The sequence below is a fragment of the Variovorax sp. GW823-FHT02B07 genome (assembly GCF_058797695.1).
Genome location: NZ_JBXAJX010000001.1, coordinates 2263961 through 2276114 on the forward strand (window position 1 = coordinate 2263961; position 12154 = coordinate 2276114).

The 12154-nt window shown below is 59.6% G+C and carries 14 protein-coding genes and 1 tRNA gene; 13 read left to right on the forward strand and 2 right to left on the reverse strand.

Going from position 1 to position 12154, the window contains the following annotated elements; all coding sequences use genetic code 11:
• Entirely contained in the window at positions 1–849 is an 849-nt protein-coding gene (locus AC1RGU_RS10560; protein WP_307588410.1) for a DNA ligase, read from the forward strand.
• Between the two features lie 45 nt (positions 850–894).
• Here the strand turns inward: AC1RGU_RS10560 and AC1RGU_RS10565 are convergent, their stop codons facing one another.
• Positions 895–3192, reverse strand: coding sequence for an arginine/lysine/ornithine decarboxylase (locus AC1RGU_RS10565; RefSeq protein ID WP_062479834.1), 2298 nt, complete (start codon positions 3190–3192; stop codon positions 895–897).
• A gap of 216 nt (positions 3193–3408) precedes the next feature.
• On the opposite strand from AC1RGU_RS10565, the gene AC1RGU_RS10570 reads away from it, so the two are divergent.
• The 5 genes from AC1RGU_RS10570 (at position 3409) to AC1RGU_RS10590 (ending at position 7079) form a co-directional block, all read left to right on the forward strand.
• Positions 3409–3834: an NfeD family protein gene (locus tag AC1RGU_RS10570; RefSeq protein ID WP_492696360.1), complete on the forward strand. Its 426-nt coding sequence runs from the start codon at positions 3409–3411 to the stop codon at positions 3832–3834.
• A 48-nt stretch (positions 3835–3882) separates the two neighbouring features.
• On the forward strand, positions 3883–4812 hold the full coding sequence (locus tag AC1RGU_RS10575; protein ID WP_056580537.1) for an SPFH domain-containing protein: 930 nt from the start codon (positions 3883–3885) through the stop codon (positions 4810–4812).
• Positions 4813–4847: 35 nt separating this feature from the next.
• Positions 4848–4938, forward strand: a tRNA-Ser gene (locus AC1RGU_RS10580).
• Between the two features lie 469 nt (positions 4939–5407).
• Positions 5408–5641, forward strand: a complete 234-nt coding sequence (locus AC1RGU_RS10585; protein WP_492696361.1) for a hypothetical protein — start codon at positions 5408–5410, stop codon at positions 5639–5641.
• A gap of 190 nt (positions 5642–5831) precedes the next feature.
• Positions 5832–7079, forward strand: coding sequence for a hypothetical protein (locus AC1RGU_RS10590; RefSeq protein WP_492696362.1), 1248 nt, complete (start codon positions 5832–5834; stop codon positions 7077–7079).
• Positions 7080–7457: 378 nt separating this feature from the next.
• Here AC1RGU_RS10590 and AC1RGU_RS10595 read toward each other — a convergent pair whose 3' ends face one another.
• Complete coding sequence (locus AC1RGU_RS10595; RefSeq protein ID WP_492696363.1) at positions 7458–7715, reverse strand: hypothetical protein; 258 nt, start codon at positions 7713–7715, stop codon at positions 7458–7460.
• A gap of 156 nt (positions 7716–7871) precedes the next feature.
• On the opposite strand from AC1RGU_RS10595, the gene AC1RGU_RS10600 reads away from it, so the two are divergent.
• The 7 genes from AC1RGU_RS10600 to AC1RGU_RS10630 all read left to right on the forward strand — a co-directional run bounded on the left by AC1RGU_RS10600 (position 7872) and on the right by AC1RGU_RS10630 (position 12152).
• Positions 7872–8066, forward strand: a complete 195-nt coding sequence (locus AC1RGU_RS10600) for a hypothetical protein (RefSeq protein WP_492696364.1) — start codon at positions 7872–7874, stop codon at positions 8064–8066.
• 134 nt (positions 8067–8200) lie between these two features.
• Positions 8201–8446: a hypothetical protein gene (locus AC1RGU_RS10605; protein WP_492696365.1), complete on the forward strand. Its 246-nt coding sequence runs from the start codon at positions 8201–8203 to the stop codon at positions 8444–8446.
• 107 nt (positions 8447–8553) lie between these two features.
• Positions 8554–8934, forward strand: a complete 381-nt coding sequence (locus AC1RGU_RS10610; protein WP_492739294.1) for a hypothetical protein — start codon at positions 8554–8556, stop codon at positions 8932–8934.
• Positions 8935–9082: 148 nt separating this feature from the next.
• Entirely contained in the window at positions 9083–9676 is a 594-nt protein-coding gene (locus tag AC1RGU_RS10615; RefSeq protein ID WP_492696367.1) for a helix-turn-helix transcriptional regulator, read from the forward strand.
• Positions 9677–9926: 250 nt separating this feature from the next.
• Positions 9927–10832, forward strand: coding sequence for a DUF6731 family protein (locus AC1RGU_RS10620; protein WP_492696368.1), 906 nt, complete (start codon positions 9927–9929; stop codon positions 10830–10832).
• Complete coding sequence (locus tag AC1RGU_RS10625; protein WP_492696369.1) at positions 10833–11276, forward strand: hypothetical protein; 444 nt, start codon at positions 10833–10835, stop codon at positions 11274–11276.
• Between the two features lie 579 nt (positions 11277–11855).
• Positions 11856–12152 (forward strand): hypothetical protein, encoded by a 297-nt coding sequence (locus tag AC1RGU_RS10630; RefSeq protein WP_492696370.1) that lies wholly within the window; start codon positions 11856–11858, stop codon positions 12150–12152.
• Positions 12153–12154 lie beyond the last annotated feature (2 nt).

Below are 12154 nucleotides of genomic sequence, written 5' to 3' on the forward strand. Positions count from 1 at the left end.
GTGTTGAACCGACGCACCCTCCTCCTGTTCGCGGGACTGGGCGCAGCCCTTTCGGGCCGCGCCGCGTTCGCGCGCGCGGCCGCCCCCGCCCTGATGCTGGCCGAGGTGTACCGCCCCGGCATGTCGCTCGCGGGCTACTGGGTCAGCGAGAAGTTCGACGGCGTGCGCGGCTACTGGGACGGCCAGAAGCTCTGGACCCGTGGCGGCGAGCCCGTCATGGCGCCAGCGTGGTTCACCGCCTCGCTGCCCAAGCAGCCGCTCGACGGCGAACTGTGGGCGGGACGTGGGCGCTTCAACCACACGATGTCCACCGTGCGCAGCCAGACGCCCAGCGACACGGCCTGGCACGAGATCCGTTTCATGGTGTTCGACCTGCCCGCCCAGGGCGGCGACTTCAACACCCGCCTCGCGGCGCTGCGCAAGCTGCTGCCGATCACCGACGCGCCCTGGGTGGTGGCCGTGCCGCAGCAGCCCGCCACCACGCACGAGGACCTGCAGGCGCTGCTCGACAAGACCGTGAAGATGGGCGGCGAAGGCCTGATGCTGCACCGGGGCGCATCGATGTACCGCGGCGAGCGCAACAACGACCTGCTCAAGGTCAAGCCCTTCGAAGACGCCGAGGCCCGCGTGGTCGCGCACCTGCCCGGCAAGGGCAAGCACCACGGCCGGCTCGGCGCGTTGATGGTCGAGATGCCCGACGGCCAGCGCTTCCGGCTCGGCACCGGCCTGACCGACGCCGAGCGCGACCAGCCGCCGCCGATCGGCAGCCTGGTGACCTACCGCTACAACGGCACGCACCCGAGCGGGTTGCCCAAATTTGCCCGCTTCATGCGCGTGCGCGAAGGCTAGCCCCGCCTTCGCAGACCGTGCCCCTCACCGGGGCACGCCCCTTTCTCAACTTGCCTGACGCACGCAGTCCGCGTAGTACCGCTTCTTGCCCGTCTCGTCGATACGCGCCACGAGGCCGTGGATGTCGGTCTCGAAGCCCGGGCACTGCAGGTTGAACTCGCGCGAGAACTTCAGGTAGTCGACGATCTTCTTGTTGAACACTTCGCCCGGGATCAGGAGCGGAATGCCCGGCGGGTACGGCGTGATCAGGCTGGTCGTGATGCGGCCTTCGAGCTCGTCGATCTCCACGCGCTCGGTCTTGCGGTGCGCGATGTGGGCGAAGGCGTCGCTGGGCTTCATGGCCGGCGTGAGGTCGCTCAGGTACATCTCGGTCGTGAGACGAGCCACGTCGTAGCGCGCGTACAGCTGGTGGATGTGCTGGCACAGGTCGCGCAGGCCCAGGCGTTCGTAGCCCGGGTGCTGCTGGCAGAACTCGGGCAGGATGCGCCACATCGGCTGGTTGCGCGCGTAGTCGTCCTTGAACTGCTGCAGCGCCGTGAGCAGCGTGTTCCAGCGGCCCTTGGTGATGCCGATGGTGAACATGATGAAGAAGCTATAGAGGCCCGTCTTCTCCACGATCACGCCGTGCTCTGCCAGGAACTTGGTCACCACGCTGGCGGGGATGCCGGTCTCGGCAAAGTTGCCTTCCAGGTCCAGGCCCGGCGTGACGATGGTCGACTTGATCGGGTCGAGCATGTTGAAGCCGTCGGCCAGCTCGCCGAAGCCGTGCCAGTTGCGCGGCGACTTCTTGCTCTTGGGCTTGCCGTTCTTCTCGCCGTGCATGATCCAGTCTTCGGCGCGGCCGATGCCCTCGTCGACGAGCTTCTCGGGGCCCCAGACCTTGAACCACCACTCGTCCTTGCCGAACTCTTCCTCGACCTTGCGCATGGCGCGGCGGAAGTCGAGCGCTTCCAGGATGCTCTCTTCCACCAGGGCGGTGCCGCCGGGCGGCTCCATCATGGCGGCGGCCACGTCGCAGCTCGCGATGATCGCGTACTGCGGGCTGGTCGACGAGTGCATCAGGTAGGCCTCGTTGAAGAGATCGCGGTCGAGCGCGCGGTTCTGCGAGTCCTGCACCAGCACGTGGCTGGCCTGGCTGATGCCGGCCAGCAGCTTGTGCGTGGACTGCGTGGCGAACACCAGCGACTCCTTCGGGCGCACGCGGCGCTTGCCCATCGCGTGGTAGGCGCCGTAAAACGGGTGGAAGGCGGCGTGCGGCAGCCAGGCTTCGTCGAAGTGCAAGGTGTCGACGTAGCCGTCGAGCATGTTCTTGATGGTCTCGGTGTTGTAGATCACGCCGTCGTAGGTCGACTGCGTGAGCGTCATCACGCGCGGCTTGACCTTGTTCGGGTCCACGTCGGCGAGCAGCGGGTTGGCCTTGATCTTGGCCTTGATGGCGCTCTGCTCGAACTCGCTCTTCGGAATGGGGCCGATGATGCCGAAGTGGTTGCGCGTGGGCTTCATGAACACCGGAATCGCGCCGGTCATGATGATCGCGTGCAGGATCGACTTGTGGCAGTTGCGGTCCACCACCACCACGTCGTCGGGCGCCACCGTGTGGTGCCACACCATCTTGTTGCTGGTGCTGGTGCCGTTGGTCACGAAGAAGCAGTGGTCGGCATTGAAGATGCGCGCCGCATTGCGCTCGCTGGCCGCCACCGGGCCGGTGTGGTCGAGCAGCTGGCCCAGTTCTTCCACCGCGTTGCAGACGTCGGCGCGCAGCATGTTCTCGCCGAAGAACTGGTGGAACATCTGGCCCACCGGGCTCTTCAGGAACGCCACGCCGCCCGAGTGGCCCGGGCAGTGCCACGAGTACGAGCCGTCCTCGGCGTAGTCGATCAGCGCCTTGAAGAACGGCGGCTGCACGCCTTCCAGGTAGCTCTTGGCCTCGCGGATGATGTGGCGCGCCACGAATTCGGGGGTGTCCTCGAACATGTGGATGAAGCCGTGCAGCTCGCGCAGGATGTCGTTCGGGATGTGGCGCGAGGTCTTGGTCTCGCCGTAGATGTAGATCGGCACGTCGGCGTTCTTGCGACGCACCTCGCCGATGAAGCTGCGCAGGCTCAGCACGGCCGGGTCGAGGTCGGGGCCGACCGAGAACTCTTCGTCGTCGATCGACAGGATGAAGGCGCTGGCGCGGCTTTGCTGCTGCGCGAACTGGCTCAAGTCGCCGTAGCTCGTGACGCCCAGCACCTCGAAGCCCTCGCTTTCGAAGGCCTGCGCGAGCGCGCGGATGCCGAGGCCCGAAGTGTTTTCGGAGCGGAAGTCCTCGTCGATGATGACGATGGGAAAGCGAAATTTCATGAGCGGGGCTCCGGACAGGCAGTCAGACAGGCAATGAGCGAGGCGCGAAGTGTACGGAATTCGGATGACGGATTGCGTCGGGCGCCTGCAAGCCCCGCAGGGCACGCCGGCCCGAGCAGCCCCGGCGGGCGCCATATCCCTACGCGACACAGGCGCATGGCGCGCCATGCCGCAGAATGGCGAAGGTCCAAGTAACAAAAGAAGAGAGGAGTTGCCATGGGAAATCCCACCTTCTGGTGGTTGATCGCAGGCGCGGCCATCGTGGCCGAGTTGTTGTCCGGCACGGTGTACCTGCTGCTGCTGGCCGCCGGCTTCGCCGCCGCAGCCATCGCCGCGCACCTGGGCTTCAACCTCGTCACGCAGCTGCTGGTGGCCGCCGTGGTCGGCGTGGGCGCGGTCGTGACCTGGTACCTGATCCGCCGCAACCGCCCTGCCGAGCCCTCCAGCGAGGCCAACCGCGACCTCAACCTGGACATCGGCGAGAGCGTGTACGTCGATGCCTGGAACCCCGACGGCACCGCCACCGTGCGCTACCGCGGCTCGCAATGGACCGTCGTGCTGCGCGCGGGCCATGCGCCCTCCACCGGCGAGCATCGCGTGGTCGAGGTGATCGGCAGTCGCCTCGTGGTCGACAAGATCTAGCAGTTCAATCCGTCCGTCAGAAAAACGCATTCGAAAAGGAAGCACACCATGGAATTTTCAGTTCCTCTCATCATCCTGGTCATCGCGATCATCTTCATCAGCCAGTCGGTCAAGTTCGTGCCGCAGCAGAACGCATGGGTGCGCGAGCGCCTGGGCAAGTACCACGGCACCATGACGCCCGGCCCGAACTTCCTGATCCCGTTCATCGACCGCGTGGCCTACAAGCACAGCCTGAAGGAAATCCCGCTCGACGTGCCCAGCCAGATCTGCATCACGCGCGACAACACGCAGCTGCAGGTCGACGGCATCCTGTACTTCCAGGTGACCGACCCGATGCGCGCGAGCTACGGCTCGTCGAACTACATCGTGGCCGTGACCCAGCTCGCACAGACCTCGCTGCGCAGTGTGATCGGCAAGCTCGAGCTCGACAAGACCTTCGAAGAGCGCGACGTGATCAACGCCCAGGTCGTGGCCGCCATCGACGAGGCCGCACTCAACTGGGGCGTGAAGGTGCTGCGCTACGAAATCAAGGACCTGACGCCGCCCAAGGAAATCCTCTTGGCCATGCAGGCGCAGATCACGGCCGAGCGCGGCAAGCGCGCACTCATCGCCGCCTCGGAAGGCCGTCGCCAGGAACAGATCAACATCGCCACCGGCGAACGCGAAGCCTTCATTGCCCGCTCCGAGGGCGAGAAGCAGGCGCAGATCAACAACGCGCAAGGTGAAGCCGCTGCCATCACGGCCGTGGCCACTGCCACGGCGGACGCCATCGAACGCGTGGCCGCGGCCATCCGCCAGCCGGGCGGCGAACAGGCCGTGCAGCTGAAGGTGGCCGAGCGCGCCGTCGATGCCTACGGCAAGGTTGCCGCCGATTCGAAGACCACGCTCATCGTGCCGAGCAACATGACCGAGACGGCCGCGCTGATCTCGTCGGCCATGCGCATGATCCAAACCGGGAAAAGCGCCGGCCCGAACTGAAACGGCTGAAAACCCGCGCTACAATCGTGGGCTCAGGAGCGGTGGATGAGCGGTTTAAGTCGCACGCCTGGAAAGCGTGTGAGGGTTAATAGCCCTCCGCGGGTTCGAATCCCGCCTGCTCCGCCAACTATCTAGGTTTCATGCGGGTTTCTAGCCCGTGTTGAGTGGTCATCCAACATCTGACCCAACAACCTAAAAATGATTGAATCGGCGCGATGCTCATAAGGTATCGCGCCGATTTTCATTTCCCTCAGCGCAATTTCGGCCGGCCTCACTCAGAAGGCTGCGCTTCGTATGAAATTGACGTGGAGCGAACCGCTCGTCGGTCCGAGCCAGTACCAATGGACGCAACATCTCGCAAGAGCGACTCCATACACGGCTTACGGCAAGCTGAGTGGGCAACGTCTTCGGCTCGTGTTCTGCGCAACGCTCCGAAGGGCAAAATGACTCGCCTTTCAAGATCGAGCCCTCTCGGACCACGCCCATGAACACGACTCGCCCACCCAACCCACCCCAGCAGCCGCCCGCAGAGCCCTCCTCTCGGGAGCGGGCTATTACCTTCGCACGACACCGACGCGCCACCCCTCACATAAGAATGCTTGCCGTCCTGCTCGACGGCGTCCCGATCGGCACGATGAAGCCCACCCCCCTCATTGGCAACGGCAGCGGCTATATGCTGGAGTTGGATCATCCCGAAATCGTATGGAGCACCGAGGCGGGTCATGCGCCCAACAAACGGTCAGGCAACAGGGAAATTTACTGCCGCAACCAAGACGTGGCCGAGCGCCACGTGCGACGCGCCCTTGAGTTGTTGAGCCCCGCAGAGTGAACCTCGCTGAGCCCGCCGAGCGCGGGCTTTTTTACGAGCGTCCGCCGAGAGCCCAGAAGAAATCTCACTTATCGGCTACGAAATAGTACTAGTACTGCCCACACACGCCCCCCCTGCAGCCCTGCTGCCGTCAACTGCACTAGCCGTAACGTCGGGCAACTTCATTACTTTGTGATCGATAGGACTTGAAATGTTTGCTTGGGAAAAAAGACTCAACGATCTGCGCCACCTACTGACTAGTTGTCAAGTCTCATATTTCGATCCCGAATTATTTCGCAGAAACCTAAACCAATTTCTACAAACCTCTCGAACCGTTACATTTATCATTCAAAAAAATAAAGCAACGATCCCTGATTTTGAAAATTGGTATAAGAAATCTGTACTCACCAAATGGAGCGGTGACTCGACAATGAGTTGGGCCAAGGAATCACGCAACATCATTGAAAAGGAAGGTGATTTAAAAACATTTAGTTCTCTTAGTGCAACTTTAATTTTTTCCTACTACGAAGAGCAAGACGCTGAACTCCCATTGGAGCACGATGATTTGTTGCGCGCAGGTGTAAAAAAGCTAATACGACATGCGCAAAAACACCTTCCATCGGGCGTATCTGACGTAGCCAGTGTCAAGATCGAACGGCGCTGGATTTCATCAAACCTGCCAGACTCTGAGCTATTACAGGCCATGGGATATGTTTACGCACGAATTTTCGAATGCTGCGAAGCACTTGCCAAGCACATGGGCCGCACTATCGATGAGCGCATTGAGAGACCAAGCGTGACTGAGAGCAGTCGTGAAAAATCCCGACAGACTCAATATATAAAAATCAATGGTCAACAATCCCATTCCATAGCAACGGAACAGTTTTTAATTGATCGCAAAACAGCGCCCGCATTGCCAAGAGAGTTGCAGGAAATCTGGTCCCGAGCTCGAATCGAGGGCAACCAAACACTCACATTCGATTTGCTTTTCTCACATTTTTGCGAGGTGGCTGAAACTACGTTCAATTTGCACGGCTATCATGCCCCCATTTTATTTTTGTTCAACGCCGAAAGCAGATTAATCCAGCAAATTGGAACAAACTTTTCAGATGGCGCCGACAAATTAATTTTTTGGCGAACAATTTCAGAAATCATATCCAATCTAAAAGTTCATGGTTTGATTTTTATTTGCGAAGCTTGGATTCGCGTCGCAAAAGACTTCCCCAGCACTCCAGTCAGAAAAATGCAAATCATCGACGAGCAACTGGTCGTGACAGGCGTTCAGGCTGATGGGAAAATTCTGACCTCCGCTTGGAAAATTAGCAGAGAGAACGAAAAATCAAAGCCAACACTTACGCCTTTCACCAAGAAGGGCATTTGGGAGAAATCTCAAAATTATTTGGTTCCAGCATTAAGAGCCATGGGCGCAAAGGAACGTGCCCACGAACACCAGAAATAAATGGATTTTTCGCAGTAGTCACAGTCAAGCCTGCTCGAATTTTGCCGGTAACGTGGCAGTTCCCAGTAGCCCGTTCAAGAGCAGCGCCGACTACGACCAAACTTCCGCCGCCAGAAGTGCAGCCTCTCTAGCGCGGCTGCGATGCTCCTCGACAAACGGGAGCACCAACGACCATCAAGGCCTTAGGGCCTGCAAATCTTCCAGATGTGCAACGTCAAGGTCGGTGATAGCGCTACCAGCCTGCTGCCAGGCTACTCGGCGTCATCAACGCGACCTGACGCGATGCAGGGCATCACGGACCCAGCTTCGCTTACATCGGCAGGAAACGGTCGCAGACCCACTCGCAGCGCGCTTGCGCAAAGCGAAGAATTGCGATTGCTAGGAACCATCAGGCCGGCGGCCTTCGCCCCGAATAACCAAGACGCGCGCTTCAAGTTCGGGCAAGGCGGCGTTCGGCAGATCCTTCATGGCCTTCATGGCCGTCTCACGGTCGCACCCCGTATTTTTGATCAGCCGTGCTAGCGACACGTTCGAGTAACCTGGCTGCGGTGTAGAACCTTGTCCCGCACCAGCAGCGCCATCGCCATTGGCCTCTTCATCTTGCCTGCTCATCCACTCCTCCAAGTCGTACTGCATTTGCAACTTTCGAATTATCCGCTCAATCTGCGCTCTCCCAGCATTGCTGGAGGCCGCATGCTGCGGGCTCCAGCAGCACCGAGTTCCCTCAAAAGACCACCCAATCCGTCCCCGACGAATGCTTGCTCATTTTTGATTTATGTTTACAATAAATCAATGACGAACAACACCAAAATTGCAGGAAGAGGTGGCGCCGGCAGAGGACAAGGGCGGAAGCCGAGCGCCACGACCGTCGAGACTGTCCCCGTCGCGATTCGAATGACTATCGAGCAGCGCGACAAACTGCAACGTCTCGGAGGCGCGCCATGGGTACGCGAACGCATCGACGAAGCCAAGTTCCCAGAAGAATGACCGCCGCGCCTCAGGGCGAGATGCGAGCAGCTTTTCGCGCATCTGTCTGGGGCAAAAACAGACGACGGTCACGGAGGTACGAACTCCGCAACCGTCTGACCACAACGTGCAAATCCCATTGAAAGGCGCACACCATGGCTACCATCGATCCTATCGTTTTCAACCGTCTTCGTAGCACCATCGACGACTTCACGGACGCAGCCCATCGCATGGTCCAACAACTCGACGGCGAAATCGTCGATTCGGCAGACGAAGCCGGGAACGACCTTCAACACCTCCGCGCGCTGATCGCTGACCTGGGCCTGCGGCTCGATATGTGCGACCCTGATGGCGGCGATGCGGTCGACGCGTGGAGCCTCTCAAAAGGCATCAAGCATTGATCGGAACTCAGCTTACGGGCCGCATTGACGGCGTCATCATTGCTGCCGAGCTAGACGGTGGCCTGAGCATCACTGCTTGGGGGCGACCTGCGCGACTGGCTGTGATCTTGAACGAGAGCGTCATCGCAGTCTGCCAAGATGTCGCGCATGAGTTCGAAGCTGTCGCCGTAGATTCCTACCGAAACTTGCTGCAAGGCCAGGGCTGGGTGCGCGTCTTCGGCAAGGCGCTGTCGTGCGCGGCCGCCCCCCCTGCTCATGCGAGCGCGATCATCAGTGCTGTTTCGCACGACGGACCGACCGTCACCATGAATGAGCAATCGGCTCAGTTCGCGATCATTGCGGAAGATGACGCAATAGTCGCCGTCGGCGAGGTCGTCGCACGCGAGGCCGAAGCTGTCGCCATCAACTCCTACCGCGAGTACCTAATGAAGCTTGGGCATCTGCGGGTTCTCGGTGCCCCCAAGGCGCCCGATCCAGCGGCGGTGTAGAGCAAGCTTGGCCGGTGCTCTTCCCTTCGATGGAAACCGATATGCTCATCCCAAACAACGCAGCCGCTGCGATAGCACGGCCCCCGTTTCGATATGAGCACTTCGGCACGGAGCCCGTTAAGGTGCTCGCCATTCGAGTCACCGCAGCATGACCGTCTCGACCGTTGCCCCGATTCACCCCGCCGCGCTCGGGCGGGAGGACGCCGCAGCCTATCTGGCTCTCGGCGTCACTACGTTCGAAAAGTTGGTGCGCGAAGAGTCAATTCCGCCGCCGCGCCAGCTTTCGGGTCGCCGCGTGGCCTGGATTCGCGCCGAACTCGACGCATGGCTGTTGGTGCGGCCCAAGTCGAACCTGCCCCCGCCGGAGAACACCGGAGCGTCGAAGCCTCGCGCCAAGCGCGAGTACGTCGCGGGTACTGTGAACCAGGCCGGTGATGACGCGCCCCCTCCCCGTCTACCCGTCTACCCGTCTACCCGCCTGCCCGTCTGCCCGCCTGCCGCCATGGGCCGCGCCGAGGCCGCCGCCTATGTGGGCCTGAGCGAGCCCACATTCGCCCGTCGGGTGCAGAAAGGCTCAATCCCACAGCCGCGCCAGCTTGCCGACAAGCGCGTGGCATGGCTGCGCTTTGAACTAGACGCGTGGCTGCTGTTTCGGCCTGTGTCGGACCAACTCCCTCCCCAACACCGGGGTGCCAAAGCCGAATGTGAAGGGCAAACGCATCGTTCGTCATGGGCAGCCTGAGGGATCGCGTTGCACAGGGCCCATGACTGGTGTTCGATGAAAAAGGGGCTGCAAGTTCTGCATCCCCCCGACGTGCTGCTCGATCGCGGCGACGCAGCAACACCTCGATCTGCGTGAGCAGCGCGGCCTCGTAGCGTCCGGTCTTACGGACTGAGGGCAACACATCCTCGAACACCCTGCACTCTAAGCGCTCCTCATAGCCTTGACTCAAACTGAAAGGTAGCGATACTAAATGTTTCAAGGAGGTGAAATGGCTGATGAGATGAAGGTTCATGCGTATCAAGTTACGGCCGGCGACGGGACGCCGCCACTCGAACAGTTGATTCAACAAGTTGGGAATCTGCCGCTTTTTGACCGGTTGATGACCGTGGGAACGCATGACATCAGGCTGGAAAATTTTGCAGCGCCGCACACCGCTGACAACCCGACCCGATATTGGCTGATGGACTTCACCAAACTTCGCTTCGAACATGGTCCCGGAAAGGCAAGTGCTGCAACACCCATTACGGGTTTCAACATCGCGAACGGGGACGGCTTTGGTGAAGAGACTGCAGCCCTCTATGATCCGATCCGCCGTCATCTAATCGTTCAATATAACCATCACGGGGTGCGCGCGGCTTCCATCGAAAGATACTTCTCCAGTTTCGACGCAAGTCAAATCATTGGATATGACTTCATGATGCGTTTGGATATGGCCTCGGAAGCAAAACTTGCAAGAAAAACATTATTTAAGAAGATTGTATTTAAAGTCGCAACGCCGAAAATGACTGCGGCTCAGCGGAGTTCAGGGGTCGGCCTGAATAGAGCACTAGAACTTGCGGATCATATCGGGGGGCAGCATATTGAAATAACCATTTCGAGCGGCCGAGATCGCAGCGCCCACTTAAACACGCAAAATGCTCGTAATATAATTAATGGATTGCGGAACGTGCTCGGTCTGAATGGTGTAAATGGTTCTGATCCAGTGGAGAAATTTGAGGTTGTCGGAAGAGACTCCGTAGTTGACCGCGCAGAAGCAATTGATATGTTGGCAGCAAAACTTGAGCTGAAGATTGACCAACTCGATCTGGGCGCGGATCTGAGGTACACCCAAGAGTCACGTTGGAGAGGACTTGTTCGTGCGAGGAACGGCTGGAACACAATCATTGGAAATTAAATGAATCTTTGGCTAGAAAAATACTACCCTTTCCTCGCCGCACTTGTTGCGGCGTTTGGATGGTGGTATTTTTCTCCCCCATTCCCATCTTCTGAAAAAGAATTTCTCGGCGCAGCAATTGGCATTGGTGCAATTTTGGCTGGATTTATTGCAACTGCGATTGCAATTCTTGCCGCACTCCCGTCGGATTCAGTTATGGGGCGAATTAAAAGCTCAGGCTACGTCGAAGAGCTTATGCGCTATATGGTTGAGGCTCTCTACACCTGCCTAGCGTTCAGTGCGTTCGGCATGTTCGGCTTTTTCTTAATAAAAGGCGATGGTCAAGAGCTTTCGTTAAATGGCTGGTACAGCGACGTGTGGATATTTTTTGCAACGTACGCATTGCTTAGTTTTCATCGAGTCGCAAAAGTGCTAGTCAAAATTATCAAATTCCCGAGTTCTTGACATGCGTGGGATGACACCCACCTTGACCTGGAAAAGCGGAATTTGGCCGACTGCGCGCAATAGCGTGCTCTGCCTCGTCCTCGGTGCGCAGCACGCCCACGCAGCCCATGGTCAGGTCGCCCCCACCTCACTCGGGTCACCGTTGTCGTCGGGCTCAACGCGCGTGACCAGGCAGGGGAAGGAGTTCGGGTGTCGAAGAGTGACCTGCCGCGAGGCGGCATTGATGGCGGCGGGGACTGCGTTGAGCATGCGGGCATCTTGACAAGACTGACCGCTTCGATCTATTGCAAATTCCCCAGCATGGTTCGGCAAGCGGATGACTGCTGCGGCCATGCGCGAGCCGAAAAGAAACCAGCATAGACCGACAAAAACAGATGGCCCCGAAGACTCGCATCCTGGCAAATCACTCAGGGGGCCAATGGTCAACATCGCCCCCTTCGGCTGCTTCGATCGCATCGCGAGTCGGTACAGCACATGCGCCGCGACCGCGGCCACAAGGGATACGTCGCCAACCCGGCTAAAAGTTGAGCCGGGTATAACTGCCGGGTTGCCGCAGCCCTTGACACCTGAAAGCTCCAGATGAAGATCGTCATCGCCGTCGCCCTTGCGGCAGCCACCCTGGCGCCGCTCCACGCACGCTCCCGTGAAACCGCGAAGGTGATGACCGATGCGCAGTTTGCGCGGTCATTCCGCTGCCCAGAGTCTCTGTCGAACGACGAGGCTCGCTCGGCAGAGACAACGCGGTTCGTAGATTGGGTCGCCGCGCGACATCCAGACTGGGACGTACAGCGTCTAGTCGCCCATCGAGTCAAGTTGCTGGAGACCAACGGCTGCGATGAGACCTTGCAGAGCATCCGCGCTAGCGCCGGAAAGTAATG